Origin of the sequence: uncultured Castellaniella sp. (genome assembly GCF_937988725.1) — a bacterium.
Classification (GTDB): Bacteria; Pseudomonadota; Gammaproteobacteria; order Burkholderiales; family Burkholderiaceae_B; genus Castellaniella.
In genome coordinates this window covers 217,347-236,417 of record NZ_CALKHS010000009.1, presented here as the reverse complement: position 1 = coordinate 236,417, position 19,071 = coordinate 217,347, and the positions used below count along the sequence as shown (strand labels likewise).

Here is a 19,071-nt window from a genome sequence, read left to right as displayed (position 1 = left end):
ATGCCCGGGACTTCCCCCTTCAGCAGCGCCCCGAAAGGCACGCGCGCGTGATTGCGTGGTTGGTCAGGCGGTTGCTGCAATCCGCGGGCGTGGTCCTGCTGATGACGGTGATCGTGTTCGTCGGGATCCACGCCATCGGGGATCCCGTCGCCATCCTGGTGGGCCAGGAGGCCGATCAGGTCGAACGCGCGCGCATCATCGCGGAACTCGGCCTGGACCAGCCGCTGTGGCGCCAGTACCTGGCCTTCCTGTCCAGCGCCCTGCACGGCGATCTGGGGACCAGCTTCGTCTACAACACCCCGGCCATCAAGCTCATCCTGATGCGTCTGCCCGCCACGTTCGAACTGGCCGTGGGCGCTTTGCTGCTGGCGATCGTCTTTGGGGTGCCCATCGGGCTGCTGGCGGGGCTGAAGCCCGACAGCGCCTTTTCCCGCGTCGCGATGACGGGCAGCATCCTGGGGTTCTCGCTGCCCACCTTCTGGGTCGGGCTGATGTTCATCATGTGCTTCAGCGTGATCCTGGGGTGGCTGCCGGCCGGAGGGCGGGGGCAGACCGAGACGTTCCTGGGGCTGCAGTGGTCCTTTTTCTCCTGGGATGGCTTGCGCCATCTGTTCCTGCCCGCCCTGAATCTGGCCTTGTTCAAGATCTCGCTGGTCATTCGGCTGACCAGCGCCAGCGTGCGCGAGGTGGCCCCGCTGGATTACGTGAAGTTCGCCCGCGCCAAGGGCTTGTCGCCCGTGCGCATCGTGGGAGTCCATATCCTGCGCAACATCCTGATCCCCCTGGTGACGGTGCTGGGGCTGGAGTTCGGCAACACGCTGGCCGGCGCGGTGGTGACTGAAACGATCTTTTCGTGGCCGGGGGCGGGCAAGCTGATCCTCGACAGCATCAACACCCTGGATCGTCCGGTCATCGTGGCGTATCTGATCGTGATCGTCTGCCTGTTCATCACCCTGAACCTGATCGTCGATATTCTGTACCGGGTCCTGGATCCGCGTGTGCGCCTGGGGGCCAATGCATGAGTGATGTCGTCACGACCCCCGTGAGGGGGGATGCGGGTTCCCTTGTCCCGAAACGCTTCAAGCTTGAATCAAACTGGCGCCAGTTCCGAGCGGGATTCTTCGCGTCGAAGACGGCGACGCTGGGGCTGGCGGTGTCCCTCCTGCTGATTCTGGCGGCCCTGTTCGCCGCCCGGATCGCGCCGCAGAACCCCTACGACCTGATGCAGGTCAGCATCCTGGACGCCCGCCTGGCGCCGGGCGCCGAAAGCATGGACGGGTTTGCCTACGTGCTGGGCACGGACGGCCTGGGCCGGGATCTGTTTTCCGCGATCCTGTACGGCTTGCGGATCAGCCTGATGGTGGGGGTGGGGGCCGCGCTGGCCGCCGCCGTCCTGGGAACCTTGCTGGGGCTGATCGCGGCGTACTTCGGTGGACGCATCGAGGCGGCCATCATGCGCCTGGTGGACCTGCTGCTGTCCACGCCCTCTATCCTGGTGGCCATGATGATTCTGGCCTACCTGGGCAAGGGCATCGGCAACGTGATCCTGACGCTGGTCATCATGGAATGGGCGTATTACGCGCGCACCGCGCGGGCCCAGGCGCTGGTCGAGCGGCAGCGCGACTATGTCGAAGCCGCGCGCTGCCTGGGAATTCCGGGATGGCGGATCCTGCTGCGGCACATCCTGCCGAACTGCCTGCCTCCGCTGATCGTCATCGGCACGCTGCAGATCGCGCGCGCCATCACGCTGGAGGCCACCCTGAGCTTCCTCGGACTGGGGGTGCCGGTCACCGAACCGTCCCTGGGGCTGCTGATCGCCAATGGCTACCAGTACATGCTGTCGGGTGAATACTGGATCAGCCTCTACCCCGGCATCGCCTTGCTGGTGGCCATCGTCAGCCTGAATCTGGTCGGCGACCGCCTGCGGGAACTCTTCAATCCCAGGTTGCAGAAATGAGCGATCATCCCTTGCTGGAAGTGCGCGGCCTGCAAACCCGGTTCTACACGCGAGCCGGCGTGGTCAATGCGGTGGACGACGTGTCGTTCACTCTGGGGCGCGGCCGCATCCTGGGCCTGGTGGGCGAATCGGGATCGGGGAAATCCGTGACGGGCTTTTCCATCATGGGCCTGGTCGACAAGCCGGGCAGGGTGGTCGGGGGACGGATTCTGTTCGACGGGCAGGACCTGAGCCGCCTGAAGGAACGGGACATGCGTTCCCTGCGCGGGAACCGCATCGCCATGATCTTCCAGGATCCGATGATGACGCTCAATCCGGTGCTGCGCATCGATGCTCAGATGGTGGAAACCGTGCTGGCCCATCGGAAGATGAGCCGCGCCGCGGCCCGCGAACTGGCCCGCGACACGCTGGGCATGATGGGCATACCTTCGCCCGACGAGCGCCTGGAGGCCTATCCGCACCAGCTGTCGGGCGGCATGCGCCAGCGCATCGCCATCGCCATCGCCTTGCTGCACCAGCCGGCGCTGATCATCGCCGACGAGCCGACCACGGCGCTGGATGTGACGATACAAAGCCAGATCCTGTCCGAGGTCCAGAACCTGACAGATCGCTACGGCACGTCGCTCATCTGGATTTCCCACGATCTGTCGGTCGTCGCGGGGCTGGCGGACGAAATCGCCGTCATGTACGCCGGGCGGATCGTGGAATACGGAACGGTGTCCGACGTGCTGGACTCCACGCGCCATCCCTATACCCTGGGCCTGCTCGGCAGCCTGCCCAGCAATAATCGCCACAGCCGGCGGCTACGGCAGATTCCGGGCATGACGCCCAGTCTGCTGGCCTTGCCGGACCGCTGTGCGTTCGCCGATCGCTGCGCCTACCGCACCGAGGCCTGCGAACGCGTGCCTGGCAGCACGGCGATTTCCGGCTCGCATTGGGTGCGCTGCTTCAATCCCGTGGCTTCGGATCGGGGGGCGGCGTGATGGCGGATCATAGTTTGCTGGGCCTGCGCGACATCAGCCATCGCTTCGGCGAGCGCGCGCCCTCGGTCGTGGACCGCCTGCTGGGCCGCGCGCCCCGGCCCGGGAAGGTGACCCATGCGGTCAACCACGTGGATCTGGATGTGCGGGCCGGCGAAGTCGTGGGCCTGGTGGGCGAATCGGGTTGCGGGAAATCGACCCTGGGCCGCATCGCGGCCGGCCTGATCCGGCCCAGCGAGGGCAGCGTCGAGGTCGATGGCGTGACGATCGCCGGCATGGACGCCGAACAGGCGCGCCGCACGCGGCTGCGGGTCCAGATGATCTTCCAGGACCCGTATGCCAGCCTGAATCCCCGCCGGCGCATCATGGACGCCGTGGGCGAGGCCGTGCGCGTGCACCGGATCGTGCCGCCGGCGGAAGTCGATGCCTATGTCTGCCACCAGCTCGAACGCGCGGGGCTGGATCCCGCCCTGCGCGGGCGCTATCCGCACCAGTTCAGCGGCGGCCAGCGCCAGCGCATCGGGATCGCGCGCGCCCTGGCGGTCCGGCCCGACATGCTGGTGTGCGACGAGGCGGTCGCCGCCCTGGACGTCTCCATCCAGGCGCAGGTCCTGAACGTCTTCATGGATCTGCGCGAGCAGCTGAACCTGACGTACCTGTTCATCAGCCACGACCTGGGCGTGGTCGAACACCTGTCCGACCGGGTGGTGGTCATGTATCTGGGGCGCGTGGTGGAAACGGCCCCGGTGCGCGAACTGTACGACCATCCCGCGCACCCCTATACCCAGGCCCTGCTGGCGGAGGTCCCGCGCATCGATGTCCGGCACAAGCGCTTTTCGACCATCCGGGGCGAAATCCCCAGCCCCCTGAATCCGCCGTCCGGCTGCCATTTCCATCCGCGCTGCCCGTTCGCCACGGAGCGCTGCCGTCTTGAAGTACCCGTCCTCAAGCCTGTGGGCGGCGGCCATTTCAGCGCCTGCCACCTGAATGAAGGGCACTGATTCATCCGCACCCGATGTCTATTCCATCCAGAAAGGGAGATCTCTCATGAAAAGAACACTGGCCAGCCTCCTGACGGCGGGCGCGCTCGCCCTGGCCGCGCAGGCGGGCGCTCAGACCTTGACCATCGGCTTCGCGGACCCGCTGTCCTCGCTGGATCCCCAACTGAACAACTTCGCCGGGGACCGGTCCACCGATCTGCATTTCTTCAGCATGCTGCTGCAAAAGCGCGGCAATGGGCTGACGCCGGACCTGGCGGCGAGCTGGAAACTGGTGGATGAAAACACCTGGGAATTCAAGTTGCGTCCGGGCGTGAAATGGACGGACGGCCAGCCGCTGCGCCCCGAGGACATCGTGTTTTCCATCGAGCGCGCGCGCAAGGTGCCGGGATCGGTGGCGCCGTTCAGCGGCTTCGTGCGCAGCATCGAGAGCGCCCAGGCCCAGGGCGACGATACCGTCATCGTCAAGACCAAGGCGCCGTCTCCCAATCTGCCTCTGGACCTGGCGTCCATCCACATCGTCAGCAAGCACGTGGGCGAGACCGTCAAGCCGGCGGACTACGACAGCGGCAAGGCGATGGTGGGGACCGGGCCCTACAAATTCGAATCCTATACGCCGGGCGACCGCGTGATCATGACGCGCAACGACGGATACTGGGAAGGTCCCCAGCCCTGGGAGAAAGTCGTCTATCGCTACATCTCGAATCCGGCTTCGCGCACCGCGGCCCTGCTGTCCGGAGACGTGGACGTGATCGACAAGGTTTCCGTGTCGGATCTTCCCCGGCTGAAAGAATCCAAGGACCTGGCCGTGTATGCCTATCCGGGCCTGCGGGTGATGCTGCTGCAGCCCAGCTTCCGCAAGGGTCCCAACCAGTACCTGACGGACAACAGCGGCAAGGTGCTGCCCGAAAATCCTCTGCTGGACGTGCGCGTGCGCAAGGCCCTGTCACTGGCGATCAATCGCGAGGCGATCGCCAGTCGCATCATGCAGGACACGGTCACGGTGGCCAATCAGTGGATGCCTGCCGACTCCTTTGGCTACAACCCCGAACTGAAGGACATTCCCTTCGATCAGGCCAAGGCGAAGGAACTGCTGAAGGAAGCCGGTTTCCCGGAAGGCTTCAAGATGACGATGCACGTGCCGTCGGACCGCTACCCGCTGGCGGCGCAGACGGCTCAGGCGGCCGCCCAGTTCTGGGCCCGCATCGGCGTCAAGGTCAATGTGGAAGTCGTGCCCTGGGCCGTCTATTCGGGGCAGGCGCGCAAGAACGAATACGCCATGAGCATGATTGCCTGGGGCAATGGCACGGGCGAAGCCAGCTACGCCCTGGTCAACATCCTGGCGACCGTGTCTCCCGAAAAGGGCCTGGGCGCGTCCAACTGGGGGCATTACAGCAGCGAGCGCGTCGACGAAGCCCTGCGCAAGGCCTCGACCGAGTTTGACGACGACAAGCGCGAGGCCATCCTGCGCGATTCGGCGGTCGCCGTGCGCGAGGACGTGGGCGTGATCCCGCTGTTCCACTACAAGAACATCTGGGCGGCGCGCAAGGGCCTGAAAGTCGTGCCCTGGACCAGCGATCGCACGGTGGCCATGATGGTGACCAAGGTCGAGGGCAAGTAGCCATGGACCGCGCCCTGTCCCTGCGGGTCGATCCCGTTGACGCCCTGGTCGACGTGCCGCGCCGCATCCGCCTCGAGGGGCTCGCCCCGCATGCCCGGGTCGCGCTGAGCGCGCGGACGCGCCGGGTGGGTGGCGTGGACTGGCGCAGCGCCGCCCGCTTCCGGGCGGATGCGGACGGCGTGGTCGACACCGGCGTGCTCGCGCCCGAGGACGGAAGCTATTCCGGCGTGTCGGCCATGGGCCTGATCTGGTCCCAGTCGCCCGATGATGCCCAGGCAAGCAACGTGTTTCCGGACGATCTGCTCGAGCCCCTGGAGACGCATCTGACGGCGGAATCGGACGGCGGGCGGGCGCAGGCCGTCCTGATCCAGCGTGTCGCGGCCGCGGGCGTCAGCCGCGAGGACGTGCGCGAGGACGGCCTGGTCGGCGCCCTGTATCGGCCCGCGTCGCCCGGCCCGCATCCGGCCATCGTGATCCTGAATGGTTCCGGGGGCGGGATGAACGAGCCGCGCGCCGCCCTGTATGCGTCGCATGGCTACGTCGCCCTGGCGCTGGCCTACTTCAAGGCGCCGGGCCTGTCCGACTACATCTCCAATACGCCGCTGGAATACTTCAAGCGCGGGCTGGACTGGGTGCGCGCCACCCAGCGTCCGGCCGGCGGCTTCGTCGCGCTGAACGGGCAATCCCGGGGCGGGGAACTGGTGCTGCTGCTCGCGTCCCTGTTTCCCGACGACGTCTCGGCGGTCGTGGCCTACGTGCCGGGCGCCGTGGTGCACGGCGGACAGAATGCGTCGGATCCGGCGGTGGGCCGGGACGGCCCGGCCTGGCTGCTGGACGGCAAGCCCCTGGTCCATATCTGGAACGACAACCGCACGGCCAGCTGGGCGGCCTTCGATGCCGGCCAGCGCCATGAAGTCTCCATCCGCACGGCCCTGGAAGATCCGGAGGCGGTGGCGCGGGCGCGGATTCCGGTGGAACGCATTCGCGCGCCCATCATCCTGCTGTCGGGCACGGACGACGCCGCATGGCCGTCCAGCCTGTACAGCCGCATGGTGGTGGACGCCTTGCGCGCCCACGATTTCCCCTACGACTGCCAGTGGGTGGACGCCCCCGAGGGCGGGCACGCCATCGTCTTTCCCTACATTCCGACGACCGGGATCACGCACCGCCATCCGGTGACCGGACGCCTGTTCACCGGCGGCGGGGCGCCGGGGCCCAATGCGCTGTCCAACGAAAATTCGTGGACCGCGATCAAGGCCTTCCTGGCGCGCGCGGTGGCCGACCATGCGCGCGCCTGATCGGCTTCACGCCTGTTCGGGCGCCCATTCCGCATGAGCGGCCGAGAGCAGGCATTCCTGCAGGGCCTTGACGTAGGGGGTCATGTGCTTGTCGTCCCGGCGCCGGCAGAGCGTCAGGGGGCGGATGGCCCAGTCCTCGTCCAGCAGCACGAGCCGCACGCCGTCGCAGTTCAGCGTCTGCAGCACCGGCCGGGGGATCAGGCCGATGCCCGCGCCCGCGCGGATCAGCGACAGGATGGCGGCGAAGCTGCTGACCTGGATGCGGATGTCCAGGTGGCGGTGCAGGGCGGCCGCCTGGTTGACCAGATAGGTGTAGATGGCGGCGTCGCTGTTCATGCAGATGAAGGGGCGGTCCAGGCAGGCGGAAAACGTGACCGCTTCCTGCCGGGCCATCGGGTCGTCGGGCGGCACGACGACGACCAGCTCATTGAGGCGATAGGGCAGGAATTCGAGGTCGGGGTGCTCGAGCCTGCCGGTGACGATGCCCAGGTCCGCCCGGCCGCTGAGCACCGCTTCGACGGTGTCCTCGCTCAGGCGCTCTTCCAGCGAGATGCGGACTTCGGGGTAGGCGCGCAGATAGGGCTGCAGGTCGTTGGGCACGAAGGTGGCGATGGCGCTGCTGCTGGCGGACAGGGAAATCTGGGCCTTGATGCCGTTGGCGAAGGGGGCCAGGTCGGCATGCATCTGTTCCAGGTCGGTCAGGCAGCGGCGGCAGTGCTTCAGCATGACCTGCCCGGCGCGCGTCAGCGATACGCCCCGGGCTTCGCGCTTGAAAAGCTGCGCGCCCAGGGCCTGTTCCAGGCGCTTGATGCGCAGGCTGGCGGAAGAGGGCGCCAGGAAGCACGCCGCGCCGCCCCGTGACACGTTGCCGGCGTCGGCGATGGCGACGAAGAGCTTGAGGTCGATGAGGTCGTAGTGCATCAGTTGTTGTTCCAGACGAAAGTCGTTTTTTACATAACCCGCTTGTTTCCCGGTGGCCATGCGTGAAAGACTAAGCCCAGGCTGAAGCAGCGTCAATGAATTCGGCAAAGACAAAATCAGAGAGCAAAGACAATGGCATATTCGGAAGACAGCGCACGGCAGTGGCCGGACGAGACGAGCGGCTTCGCGGCGGATGTGCAGGAGCTGGACGCGCCGTCCGGACTGGAAGCGCTGGAGCGTCGGCTGGCGCAGGACCTGGCGTGGCTGGACCTGCCGGGCAAGCGCTGGGTTCCGGAAGCCTCTGTGGACGGACAGCCCCTGATCGACGTGCTCATTCTGGGCGCCGGCATGGCGGGCCTGGCGGCCGGCACGGCGATCCAGCACCTGGGCATGCGGGCGGTCCTGCTGGACCAGGCGCCTGAAGGCTTCGAGGGGCCGTGGGCGACGACGGCGCGCATGGAGACCCTGCGTTCGCCGAAACAGCTGACCGGCCCCGCGCTGGGCCTGCCCGCCCTGACGTTCCGCGCGTGGTTCGAGGCGCAGTTCGGCCTGCGGGCCTGGGACAAACTGGACAAGATTCCGCGTCTGCAATGGATGGACTATCTGCGCTGGTACCGGCGCGTGGTGGATCTGGACGTCCGCAACAGGCATCGTGTCGTGCGCATCCTGCCGCACGCCGACCACGTCCGGGTCGACTATGAATCGCCCGAGGGCGGCGGCACGCTGCGCGCGCGCCGCCTGGTGCTGGCGACCGGCCGCGCCGGGCTGGGCGGGCGCTACGTGCCCGATTTCATGAAGCGCATTTCCGGCCGCTATTGGGCGCATTCGTCCGACGACATGGACTATGGCCGGCTCCGGGGCCTGAACGTGGGCGTGATCGGCGCGGGGGCCTCCGCCATGGATTCCGCGGCGACCGCGCTGGAGGCGGGCGCCGCCCGCGTGGACCTGCTCATCCGCCGGGACGACATTCCCCGGGTCAACAAGGGCAAGGGCGCGGGCAGCCCGGGCTTCACTCATGGGTATCATCAGCTGTCCGATGAATGGAAATGGCGCATCCGGCATTACATCAATCGCTGCCAGGTGCCGCCGCCGCGCGGTAGCGTGCTGCGGGTGTCCCGCCACGAGAATGCCAGTTTCCATCTCGGCTGTCCGGTGCTGGGAGTCGTCGAGCGCGAAGGCGGCGGCCTGCGGGTCGAGACCGGGCGCGGCGTCTTCGATCTGGATTTCCTGTTCCTGGCGACGGGGTTCATGATCGACTGGGCCAGCCGCCCGGAATATGCCGACATCGCCTCCCATGTGCGCACCTGGGGCGAGCGCCATGCGCCCGAATCCGGCGCGGACGACCAGGAACTCGCCGTGTCGCCCGACCTGGGGACGGTGTTCGAGTTCCAGCCCAGGCAGGGACATGAGGCGCCGGGGCTGTCCCGCATCCATTGCCTGTGCTATCCCGCCGCCATGTCGCACGGGACGGTGTCGGGGGACATTCCCGCCGTCAGCGACGGGGCGCGGCGCCTGGCCCAGGGCATTGCCGGCCTGCTGTTCACCGAGAACATCGAGGCGCTCTACGAGCAGCTGCAGCAGTTCGACGAGCCGGAAGTCTTCGGCGATGAATGGACGCCCGCCTGAATGCGCGGCGATGATCCCCGCGCCGCCGAGGCGGCGCGGTGTTTTGAATGAGGAAGCCAGTGCAAAATATCAACGATGCCGCGCAGGACGCGCCCGCAAGCGCCGAAGCCTCCCCCGACGTCATGGACGCCGTGACGGGCTTGCGCCCCGACGATCCCGTGTACGGGATCCGCCACGGGCGCGAAAAAGTCGCCGTCGCCATGCAGAAGAACTACGACGTCTTCTTCGACCCGCAGTCGCGGGGGCTGGGTTTGGCCGAGCGCCTGCTGGTGGCGCTGTATGCCAGCGTCCTGTCCCGTTCGGCGCCTTTGCGGGCTCATTACGAACAGGCCCTGAACGCGCTGGACGTGGAAGATGGTATCCGCCGCGCTGTGCTGGACGACGCGCCCGGCTCTTTGGCGGACGGGCGCCTGCGCGTCATCCTGGAATTCACGCGCAAGCTGATCGTCAAGCCCGTGGAGGGGGACGCCGCCGCGATACGGCAGCTCGAGGCCGCCGGGCTGGCCATGCCGGACATCGTCACGCTGGCGCAGCTGGTCGCTTTTCTGTCTTATCAGATCCGGGTCGCCGCGGGCCTGATCGCCATGAAGGAGCTTGCATCGCAATGAAGACCGTGATCAGGGACAAGGGGTTCACCAACGAAACCCTGGACTGGAAGGCCTGGGTGGACGTGGTGGATTGCGCAACGGCCACGCCCGAACAGATCGAAGTGCTGGAGATGAGCCATCCCCAGGCGAAGACGTCCGACTATTATCTGGCGCTGGCGCACCAGCCGGAAATACTGCGGCAGCGGTCCGAGGCCTACAACGCCATCATGTACGCGCCGGGCGGGCTTTCCCGCGCGGATCGCGAACTGGGCGCGCTGACCGTTTCGCGCATCAACGGCTGCGTGTATTGCGCTTCGGTGCATGCGCAGCGCTACGAGCAGATGGCCAAGCGCAACGAGATGGTGACGCAGGTCTTCGACGACCCCCGCACGGCGGGCGATTCCGACCGGGAAAAGGCGGTGGTGGCGTTTTCGATCAAGCTCACCGAAGCCCCAGACCGGATCGGGGCGGCGGACATGGCGGCGCTGCGAGACGCCGGCCTGACGCCGGTCGAGATCCTGGATCTTCTCAATGCCACCGCCATCTTCGCCTGGGCCAACCGGCTCATGATGAATCTGGGCGAACCCGTCCGGCGGGGCGGGTCCTGAACCGGCGGCCGTAGCGGCCGCTTGAGCCCCGGCGCGGTCGCGCCGGGGTTGGCGCCGTCAGGCGCGCAGCGCCTTCAGCGCCGTCGCCCAGCGCTGCAATTCGTCCAGCAGCGTCACGGCCGAGGCGTCGATCAGCTCGTTGGAGGCGAATTCGCCGTTGTCCTGGATGTGCTTTTGCACCATGGGCACGGCGACGCCTTCGACCATGGGCATCATCTTCAGCGTGGTGATCTGCAGCTTGGCCGCCTGGGCCGAGCGCAGGCCGCCGGAGACGCCGCCATAACTGACGAAGCCGCAGGGCTTGTAGTTCCATTCCTTGTAGACGAAGTCCAGCGCGTTCACCAGGGAAGGCGGGGTGCTGTAGTTGTATTCGGGGGTGACGAAGATGTATGCGTCGGCCTTCGCCACGCTGGCGCTCCAGCGCTTGGTGTGATCGTGCTCGTATTGCTGCATGCGAGGGTGCACGGGTTCGTCGTAGAGGGGCAGCTTGAAGTCGGCCAGATCGACGAGCTCGACGTCGAACCGGCCGTGGCTGACCGCGAACTTGTGGAACCAGCGCGCGACGGCGGGGCCGACGCGGCCCGGGCGGGTGCTGCAGATGATGACTTGGAGCTTGAGCGGCATCGGGTATTCCCTTGTCGGAGGACGTGCTTACGATAATCGGGAATGCGCCGGAAGAACAAGCGGACCCTTGCCGGGCAGCGGGCGGCGGGTTCTTGGTATCCTTCCGGAATCACGACATTCGGGAAAGACGCTTTGAAAGTACGTACGCTGATGCTGCCGGCGCTGGCCGCCCTGGTCCTCGCCGCTTGCGGGGGCGAACCCTCCTCGGCCGACATCAAGGCCGCCTACACGCGCCTGGCCGAGACGCAGATGAAGGGGATTTCCGGCATCGTGGGCAAGGACATGGCCAAGCTGGCCGAAACCCAGGTTCACGACGTCAAGAAGATCGCGTGCAAGTCGGCGTCCGACAAGCCCGGCTATGTCTGCGACTTCAAGGTGGACTCCGAGTCCCTGCTGGGGCGCTCGGAACAGGCCGCCAGCGCCCGCTTCGTCAAGGGGGACGATGGCTGGGAAATCGTTCCCTAGGCTACGGCGCCGGCGCGGACGATCCCGCCGCCTGGAATGGCTGCGTGTCCTGTCGGTGGATCGTGATGCGTTCCCGGCCGCGCGCCTTGGCCTCGTAGAGCGCGCTGTCGGCCGCCTGCAGCAGGGCCCGGGAATTCTGGAAGAATTGCGTGCCTTGCATGTGGGTCGCAATGCCGGCTGAAAACGTGACGGTGCCCTGGGCGCCGCTCTGGGTGTGGAAGGGGTTGCCGCGCACCTGCTCGAGCATGCGCTGCAGGACCGTTTCGGCCTGCTCCGAATCCGTTTCGGGCAGGAGCACCACGAATTCTTCGCCGCCGTAGCGGGCGACGGTGTCTATCTGCCGGGATTGCGCCTGCAGGCGCTGCGCGACCATCGCCAGCACCTGGTCGCCCACGGCATGCCCGAACGTGTCGTTGATGGTCTTGAACCGGTCCACGTCGATGAAGGCGACGCTCAGCGGCGAATTGGCGCGGGTGGCGCGTTCGAATTCATGCTGCAGCATGGAGTCCAGATAGTTGCGGCTGTATAGCCCCGTCAGGGAGTCGCGCTGGGTCTGCTCTTCGAGCACCGTGATGCGGTTCACGAGGGTTTCGGTGGCGGGGTCGGGCGTGTGCGAGCGCAGCAGGCTTCTGACCGCCAGCGTCTCGCGGGCGTTGTATTCCAGATCCTGCAGCATCTGTGCGTCGGCGAGCTGCGTGTCGAACAGGGCCTCCATCTCGGGGATCTTCTGGATCATGGCGCCGATGATGGCGCGGTATCGCTCCAGCCGGACGTTCAGCAGCGCCTTGACCAGATCGAAGGTGAGTTCGATGGAATCCGGCGCGGCCTGTTCCTTCATCCACGCATCCGCGATCAGCGCCGCCGCGGCGACGTAGAAGGAGAGCTTGTCGTCGTCGGTAGGCCCGTTGTGGGGCAGCTTGACGAGCTCATGGCTCAGCCAGGCCGATTGGCAGATTCTTTCCGGCAGGCCCCAGCTTTTCAGCAGGTGGGCGGCCGCCTGGGCGTGCGTGAAGCCGAAGCGCACGGCTTCCTGCACCAGCAGGTGCTGGTGGTCGGTGCTTTGCTGGTAGAGCGCCGCGTAAGGTTCGCCGAACATGGCGTCCATGGCGAGGATGCCGATGTCCTGCAGCAGGCCTGCCAGCAGGAAGTCCTCGGGCTGCACTTCGTTCAGTTCTTCCGCGATGCTGCGGCAGGCGAGCGCGGTCAGCAGCGTCCGGCGCCAGTAGGCGTTCGTGTCGAAACCCGATTGGTATTGTTGGGACAGGCACGCCCGCAGCGAAAAGCTGAGCGATAGCGCGATGGTGGCGTTCAGGCCCAGCAGGCTCATGGCCTGCGACAGATTGGTGACCGCGCGCCGGCGGCCGTAGAAGGAAGAATTCGCCACGCGCAGCAGCTTTCCGGCGAGCGCCGGATCGAACGTGATCTGTTCGGCGAACTCGTCCATCGAGGCCGAATCGTCGTTGGCGAGTTCCACGAGCCGCAGGGCCACGGTGGGCAGTGTCGGCAATCGTTTGCAAAGTTTGAGCCGTGCAACGATATCTGCCGTTTGTTCACGTGTCTGGTATGTCACTGTTTGGCCCATTTTTATATCGTTGTCTTTATTTTGACCGAAAATGGACGGATCTGAGCGTCATTTCGGCTTTGGGTGTTTTCAGTCGGCGGGATTTCGGGAAAAATTTGTTACCCTGTCGTCATTTGGCTACATATCGGGTGCGCGTACTCCGGTATTTTTTACGCGGCCGGGCCGATCAGGGAAAACAGTGGATGTCACCCCTGGAAGCTGCATGTAAATGCTAAGAATCGAAAGCGTTCGCGAAAATGCCGCGACGTGAGCCGTCGGAGGGCGCATAGTTAGGATTCCCCCTTCAGTAGCGCGAAGGGCCCTGAACGCTCGTCATCATGGCTCGCAGGAGAATTGGCCTCAGGGGCGGCCATGCTCGCATGGAAATGTGATTCCGACCAGGCATGGCACTTGCTTGAAGAAGAATGCGGCAGGCAATGGCGCTTTGCGCAGGAGGCATCATCATGCAAAACCCTCATCAGAAAGATCGTGAGCGGCCCGGTTCGCTCGATTCTCCTCTGTCCCGCTGGAACGAAGCGAAAACCGTGCCGGAACGAGAAGACGCGTTGGATGACGCCCTGGACGACACCTTTCCAGCCAGCGATCCGGTGTCCACGACCCCCCAGCCGCCCGTCAGGCCGAAGAGGCCCTGACCGCCGGCGCATGATCTCGCAGGACCTACATTGAGGCGCGAGGCCTGAGCACGCTGGCATCCACGTCGCGGATGTGGCACCGGCCGCAGAACGCCATCGTCAGATCGAGTTCCTTGGCGATGATGTCCAGGCTGCGCAGCACTCCCTGTTCACCGCAGGCGCCCAGCCCGTAAAGAAAGGCCCGGCCGATCAGCGCGCCCTGGGCCCCCGAGGCCAGGACCCGCAGCACGTCCTGGCCGCTGCGGATGCCGCCGTCCATCCAGACTTCCGCCCGGCCCGCGACCGTCCGGACGATCTCCGGAAGCACGGATATCGTGGAGGGCGCGCCGTCCAGCTGGCGGCCGCCGTGGTTCGACACCACCAGGGCGTCGACTCCGGCGTCCACGGCGTGCCGCGCGTCCTCCGCGTCCAGGATGCCCTTGACGATCAGTTTTCCGCCCCAGCGTTCCCGGATCCAGGCCAGGTCTCCCCAGTTCAGCGAGGGGTCGAATTGTTCGACCGTCCACGCGGCCAGGGACTGGATGTTCCTGACGCCGTGGGCATGGCCGATGATGTTCCCGAACGTGCGTCTCGGGGTGCGCAGCATCCCCAGGCACCAGCGCGGCCGGCGGGCCAGGTCGAGCAGGTTGCCCGGCGTGGGGCGGGGCGGGGCCGACAGGCCGTTCTTGATGTCCTTGTGGCGCTGTCCGGACAGCTGCAGGTCCAGCGTGACCATCAGGGCGGAACAGCGGGCCTTGCGCGCGCGGTCGATCAGGCGCCCGACGAAGTCGCGGTCCCGCATGACGTAGAGCTGGAACCAGAACGGACGGCTGGTATGTGCCGCCACGTCCTCGATCGAGCAGATGCTGCTGGTGGACAGCGTGAAGGGGACGCCGAAGCGCTCGGCGGCCCGCGCCGCCAGGATTTCGCCGTCCGCGTGCAGCATGCCGGTCAGGCCGGTGGGCGCCAGGGCGACCGGCATGGCGACGGATTCGCCCAGCATGCTGGATGCCAGGCTGCGCTGCGCGATGTCGACGGCGACCCGCTGGCGGAACTTCAGCGTCTGCAGGTCGGCTTCGTTGGCCCGGTACGTGGATTCGGTCCACGAGCCGGCGTCCACGTAGTCGTAGAACATGCGCGGCACCCGCCGCCGGGCGAGGCGGCGCAGGTCTTCGATGCAGGTGATTCGGTGCAGGGGCGGCACAGGGGCTCCGTGAGGTTCGGTGTCCGGATCGGGGGCCGGCTCCGGCCGCCCGCGCTATTCTAGCGCCAGCTGCACTTTGACGGAACGTGAACGGTCCGCCGCCGCCTCGAAAGCGGCCCGGGCGTCTTCCAGCGGGTAGCGGCCCGTGATGATGGGCTGCACGTCGATGCCGCCCTGGTCGATCAAGGCGGCCGCGCGGGCGAATTCCACGTCGAAGCGATGGGTGCCGCGCAAGGCGATTTCCTTGCCGACCAGGACATTCAGGGGGATCTGGATGTTGCCCGTGACGCCGACCTGGACGATGGCGCCGCCGGGCCGCGTGGCCAGCAGGGCGTCCTGCAGCGCGCTGGGCGCCGCGGAGCATTCGAAGACCACGTCGACCCGGCCCTTGTCCTGCTGCCAGGGCTTGAGCGCGTCGGGGTCGCTCCTGACGTTCAGCGTCTCGTCGGCGCCCATCCGGCGGGCGACGTCCAGCGTGGCGTCCTGGATGTCGGTGACGACGATGTGGTGCGCGCCCGCCAGGCGGGCGGCCGCCACGCAGAGCGCGCCGATGGGGCCGGCGCCCGTGACCATGACCTGCTTGCCCTGGAGATCGCCCGCGCGGTTGCAGGCGTGCAGGGCGACGGACAGCGGTTCGGCGCAGGCGGCCTGGGCCAGCGAGGTCGTGTCGTTCAGGGGGATGCACTGGTCGGCCTGCACCACCATGTATTCGCGGAATCCGCCCTGCTCGTGCGGCATGCGCATGGCCGAGCCGGAAAAGCGCATCTCGTTGCAGTGACGCGGCATGCCGGCCAGGCAGTATTGGCAATGCCCGCAGGGCCGGCTGGGATTGAAGGCGACCTTCATGCCTTCGCGCAGGCGCGGGCTGTCTTCGCCCAGCGCGGCGATGGTTCCGGACACTTCGTGGCCGGGAATGATGGGCTCGCGCACGCGGATGGCGCCGAAGCCGCCGTCCTGGTAGTAGTGCAGATCGGACCCGCAGATGCCGCCCGAATGCATGCGCAGCAGGACCTCGCCGGGGCCGGGGGGCTGGATGTCGTCGGTTTCGATGCGGATGTCATGTTGGCCGTACAGACGGCATACGCGTGTTTTCATGAGAATTCCTTGGTCAGTCCATGAGCACCGATGGCAGCCAGGTCGCCAGGGGCGGGAAGTAGGACACCGCCAGCAGAACGGCGATGTTGGTCAGGATGTAGGGGATGATGGCCCGCACGACGGGCGACAGCGGCAGCCGGGCGATGTTGGCGCAGATGAACAGGCAGACCCCCACGGGAGGCGTCGTCAGGCCGATCATCAGGTTCAGGACGGCGAAGGTCGCGAAATGCAGGGGGTCGATGCCCACGCTCTGGGCCAGCGTCAGCAGCGGCACGAACAGGATGATCAGCGCCGCGATGGTTTCCATGAACATGCCGACGATCAGCAGCAGGATGTTGACCAGCAGGATCACCATGTACTTGTTGTCGGTGATGCTCAGGACCGCCTTGGCGATGGTCTGCGGGATGTGTTCGGAGACCAGGATCCAGCCGAATACGTTGGCGAAGCCCACCAGGGCCAGGATGGCGGCGGAGGCGATGGCGCTGTCGATGACCAGCTTCGGAACCGCCTTCAGCGGCAGTTCGCGATAGACCAGCCGTCCCACGGCCAGGGCGTACACGCAGGCGACGATGGCGGTCTCGGTCGGCGTGGCCAGGCCGCTCATCAGTCCGCCGACGATCAGCAGCGTCATGAAGATGGCCCAGAAGGCGCCCAGGAAGGACTTGAACAGTTCGCCGAAGCCGCCCCAGGGCTGGCGCGGGAAGTCGCGCCTGACCGAGATGATGTAGGTGGTGACCATCATCGCCAGGCCCATCAGGATGCCGGGCACGGCCCCCGCCAGGAACATCTTGCCCACGGAGATGCCGGACAGGGCGCCGACGATGATCATGGGCACGCTGGGCGGGATGATGGGGCCGACCGTGGAGGATGCCGCCGTGACGGCCGCCGAGAAGTCCGCCGGGTAGCCGGCCTTTTTCATGCCGGGGATCAGGACGCCGCCCAGGGAGGCCGCGTCGGCCACGGCGGTGCCGGAGATGCCGCCGAACAGCATCGAGCCGGCGACGTTGGTCAGGCCCAGCCCGCCGCGCATCCAGCCCACGCCCGCGTTGGCGAAGCGGATGATGCGCTCGGTGATGCCGCCGCTGTTCATCAGGTTGCCGGCCAGGATGAAGCCGGGGATGCACAGCAGCACGAAGGAGTCGATGCCCGCGAACATCTTTTGCGGCATGACGACGATGGGGATGCCCTGATACAGAAGATAGGCGGCGGACGACACGCCCAGGGTGATGGCGACCGGGATGCCGATCAGCAGGCCCAGCGCGAAAACGCCGAAAAGAATCAGCAGGCTCATGTGTTCTCCATGTGGGCTTGGTCGGGCAGGCCGTCCGTGGTGCCGCGCAGCATGCCGACGATGCGCAGCAGCGAATAGGCCAGCAGGGAGATGGCGGCGATCAGGGTGGAGACGTGGACGAAGTCCATGCGCCATCCCAGCGCGGGGGAGGTCTGGATGGAACCGATTTCAGTGAACTGCCAGGAAGGGCCGAGCAGCATGAGGCAGAACAGGGCCATGACGATGGCCGAGACCAGGCGCAGCATCCAGGGCTTGCGTCCCTTCAGGCCTTCGCAGAACAGGTCGACGTTGACCAGGTCGCCCGTCCGCAGGGACGGCCCCAGGCCGAATGCGGTCAGGAACAGGAGGCCGAAGCGCGAGAGCTCCTCGGTCCACAGCGGCGAGTCGTCCAGCAGGTTGCGGCCCACCAGTTGGATGACGACGGCGACGATGATGCTGAAGAAAGCCAGTCCGGTCAGGTAGCGGCAGACTCGTTCGAACAGGGGGAAAAGCGTTTTCATGATCCTTCTCCGGACAGCGGGAAGCCAGGCGGGTGCGCGTGGCGGGGAGGGGTGAAGGCCGCGGGTCGGGCGTCCTTCCCGTCGTTTCCCGCGGCGACGCCGCGGGAAACCGCGCCCGTTCAGTCCATGATGGTTTCGACGTACTTCTTCACGTCGCCCTTGACGTTGGCCAGGACGGCGCCCCGGGCTTTCTTCGCGAACGCCTGCTGGTCCACGTCCACGAAGGTCATGCCGGCGGCCTTCAGGTCTTTTTCCAGCTGCTGTTCGTCAGCCAGGAACAGTTCGCGCTCGTAGGCCTGCGCCGTCTTGGCGGCTTGCTGGACGGCCTGCTTGTCCTGGTCGGAGAGCTTGTTCCAGGTGATGTTGGAGATCGTCAGGTAGATCCAGCTGCGCACGTGCTCGGTCCGGTTGACGTATTTCTGCACTTCGTTGAAGTTGGCCGACTTGATCAGCGCCAGCGGATTTTCCTGGGCGCTGATGGTGCCGTTCTGCAGCGAGGTGAACACTTCCGAGAACGCCATGGGAGTCGGCTGCGCGCCCAGCGCCTTCCAGACGTCCATGAACAGCGGAACGTTCGGGACGCGCATCTTCAGGCCCTTGAGGTCGTCCGGCGTGCGGATGGGCGTGTTGGAGGTCAGGTCGCGCGGGCCGCGGGCGAAGTAGGCGAGGGGGCGGATGCGGGCTTTTTCCTCGATCTGCTTTTCGATGGCCTTGCCGATGTCGCCGCTGGCCACCTGGTCCATGTGCTCCAGGGACTTGAAGGCGTACGGGATGGCCAGCAGGGACGCCAGCGGCGCCCAGTTCTGCAGGCTTTCGCCGGTGATGGTCATGTCCACGGTGCCCAGCTGCATGCCGTTGATCAGATCGATTTCCTTGCCCAGGGATTCGTTGGGGAAGACCTGGACTTCGATGCGCCCGTTGGTGAGCCTGGCGACTTCCTCGCCGAACTTCAGCGAAGCCTTGTGCCAGGTGTTCTGCTCGTTGGCCAGGTGGCCCAGCTTCAGGGTGACCTCGGCGGCGCCGGCGGCCTGTGCCACGGCCAGGCCCAATACGCCGGCCAGCAGGGTCTTCAGGATGCGGTGTGAACGATTTTTCATGGTGTT

Annotated in this window: 19 protein-coding genes; 11 read left to right on the top strand and 8 right to left on the bottom strand. The window is 66.4% G+C overall.

Annotated features, from left to right (window positions below; genetic code table 11):
- The first annotated feature begins 47 nt into the window (after positions 1-47).
- From Q0263_RS08590 to Q0263_RS08565, 6 genes are read left to right on the top strand one after another with little or no spacing between them, the layout of a single operon-like run.
- Positions 48-1,022 (top strand): ABC transporter permease, encoded by a 975-nt coding sequence (locus Q0263_RS08590; protein WP_298015329.1) that lies wholly within the window; start codon positions 48-50, stop codon positions 1,020-1,022.
- Entirely contained in the window at positions 1,019-1,957 is a 939-nt protein-coding gene (locus Q0263_RS08585; protein ID WP_298015327.1) for an ABC transporter permease, read from the top strand. The genes Q0263_RS08590 and Q0263_RS08585 overlap by 4 nt, the downstream gene beginning before the upstream one ends.
- Complete coding sequence (locus tag Q0263_RS08580; protein WP_298015325.1) at positions 1,954-2,940, top strand: ABC transporter ATP-binding protein; 987 nt, start codon at positions 1,954-1,956, stop codon at positions 2,938-2,940. Before Q0263_RS08585 ends, Q0263_RS08580 begins: the two co-directional genes overlap by 4 nt.
- A complete protein-coding gene (locus tag Q0263_RS08575; protein WP_298015323.1) occupies positions 2,940-3,938 on the top strand; it encodes an oligopeptide/dipeptide ABC transporter ATP-binding protein in 999 nt (332 codons plus the stop codon). The genes Q0263_RS08580 and Q0263_RS08575 overlap by 1 nt, the downstream gene beginning before the upstream one ends.
- A gap of 46 nt (positions 3,939-3,984) precedes the next feature.
- Complete coding sequence (locus Q0263_RS08570) at positions 3,985-5,556, top strand: ABC transporter substrate-binding protein (RefSeq protein WP_298015321.1); 1,572 nt, start codon at positions 3,985-3,987, stop codon at positions 5,554-5,556.
- A gap of 2 nt (positions 5,557-5,558) precedes the next feature.
- Positions 5,559-6,854 (top strand): acyl-CoA thioester hydrolase/BAAT C-terminal domain-containing protein, encoded by a 1,296-nt coding sequence (locus tag Q0263_RS08565; protein WP_298015320.1) that lies wholly within the window; start codon positions 5,559-5,561, stop codon positions 6,852-6,854.
- A gap of 6 nt (positions 6,855-6,860) precedes the next feature.
- On the opposite strand, the gene Q0263_RS08560 is transcribed toward Q0263_RS08565, so the two are convergent.
- Positions 6,861-7,775, bottom strand: coding sequence for a LysR family transcriptional regulator (locus tag Q0263_RS08560; protein ID WP_298015318.1), 915 nt, complete (start codon positions 7,773-7,775; stop codon positions 6,861-6,863).
- A gap of 132 nt (positions 7,776-7,907) precedes the next feature.
- On the opposite strand from Q0263_RS08560, the gene Q0263_RS08555 reads away from it, so the two are divergent.
- From Q0263_RS08555 to Q0263_RS08545, 3 genes are read left to right on the top strand one after another with little or no spacing between them, the layout of a single operon-like run.
- Positions 7,908-9,401, top strand: coding sequence for an NAD(P)/FAD-dependent oxidoreductase (locus Q0263_RS08555; protein ID WP_298015316.1), 1,494 nt, complete (start codon positions 7,908-7,910; stop codon positions 9,399-9,401).
- Positions 9,402-9,460: 59 nt separating this feature from the next.
- Positions 9,461-10,009, top strand: coding sequence for a CMD domain protein (locus tag Q0263_RS08550; protein ID WP_298015314.1), 549 nt, complete (start codon positions 9,461-9,463; stop codon positions 10,007-10,009).
- Entirely contained in the window at positions 10,006-10,596 is a 591-nt protein-coding gene (locus Q0263_RS08545) for a peroxidase-related enzyme (protein WP_298015312.1), read from the top strand. The genes Q0263_RS08550 and Q0263_RS08545 overlap by 4 nt, the downstream gene beginning before the upstream one ends.
- Before the next feature lie 57 nt (positions 10,597-10,653).
- On the opposite strand, the gene Q0263_RS08540 is transcribed toward Q0263_RS08545, so the two are convergent.
- Positions 10,654-11,220, bottom strand: coding sequence for an NAD(P)H-dependent oxidoreductase (locus Q0263_RS08540; RefSeq protein WP_298015310.1), 567 nt, complete (start codon positions 11,218-11,220; stop codon positions 10,654-10,656).
- 132 nt (positions 11,221-11,352) lie between these two features.
- Here Q0263_RS08540 and Q0263_RS08535 point away from each other — a divergent pair, with 132 nt between their 5' ends.
- Positions 11,353-11,685 carry a hypothetical protein gene (locus Q0263_RS08535; protein WP_298015308.1) on the top strand — a complete coding sequence of 111 codons (333 nt, stop codon included), beginning with the start codon at positions 11,353-11,355 and terminating at the stop codon, positions 11,683-11,685.
- 1 nt (position 11,686) lies between these two features.
- On the opposite strand, the gene Q0263_RS08530 is transcribed toward Q0263_RS08535, so the two are convergent.
- Positions 11,687-13,192 carry a GGDEF domain-containing protein gene (locus tag Q0263_RS08530; RefSeq protein WP_298015306.1) on the bottom strand — a complete coding sequence of 502 codons (1,506 nt, stop codon included), beginning with the start codon at positions 13,190-13,192 and terminating at the stop codon, positions 11,687-11,689.
- A gap of 518 nt (positions 13,193-13,710) precedes the next feature.
- Here Q0263_RS08530 and Q0263_RS08525 point away from each other — a divergent pair.
- Positions 13,711-13,899, top strand: a complete 189-nt coding sequence (locus tag Q0263_RS08525) for a hypothetical protein (RefSeq protein ID WP_298015304.1) — start codon at positions 13,711-13,713, stop codon at positions 13,897-13,899.
- 25 nt (positions 13,900-13,924) lie between these two features.
- Here the strand turns inward: Q0263_RS08525 and Q0263_RS08520 are convergent, their stop codons facing one another.
- The 5 genes from Q0263_RS08520 to Q0263_RS08500 all read right to left on the bottom strand — a co-directional run bounded on the left by Q0263_RS08520 (position 13,925) and on the right by Q0263_RS08500 (position 19,065).
- On the bottom strand, positions 13,925-15,082 hold the full coding sequence (locus Q0263_RS08520) for an alpha-hydroxy acid oxidase (RefSeq protein WP_298015302.1): 1,158 nt from the start codon (positions 15,080-15,082) through the stop codon (positions 13,925-13,927).
- Between the two features lie 54 nt (positions 15,083-15,136).
- On the bottom strand, positions 15,137-16,177 hold the full coding sequence (locus Q0263_RS08515; RefSeq protein ID WP_298015301.1) for an L-idonate 5-dehydrogenase: 1,041 nt from the start codon (positions 16,175-16,177) through the stop codon (positions 15,137-15,139).
- Between the two features lie 13 nt (positions 16,178-16,190).
- Positions 16,191-17,468, bottom strand: coding sequence for a TRAP transporter large permease (locus Q0263_RS08510; RefSeq protein ID WP_298015299.1), 1,278 nt, complete (start codon positions 17,466-17,468; stop codon positions 16,191-16,193).
- Positions 17,465-17,968 (bottom strand): TRAP transporter small permease subunit, encoded by a 504-nt coding sequence (locus Q0263_RS08505; protein ID WP_298015297.1) that lies wholly within the window; start codon positions 17,966-17,968, stop codon positions 17,465-17,467. Before Q0263_RS08505 ends, Q0263_RS08510 begins: the two co-directional genes overlap by 4 nt.
- 119 nt (positions 17,969-18,087) lie before the next feature.
- Positions 18,088-19,065, bottom strand: coding sequence for a TRAP transporter substrate-binding protein (locus tag Q0263_RS08500; protein WP_298015295.1), 978 nt, complete (start codon positions 19,063-19,065; stop codon positions 18,088-18,090).
- Between the last annotated feature and the right edge of the window lie 6 nt (positions 19,066-19,071).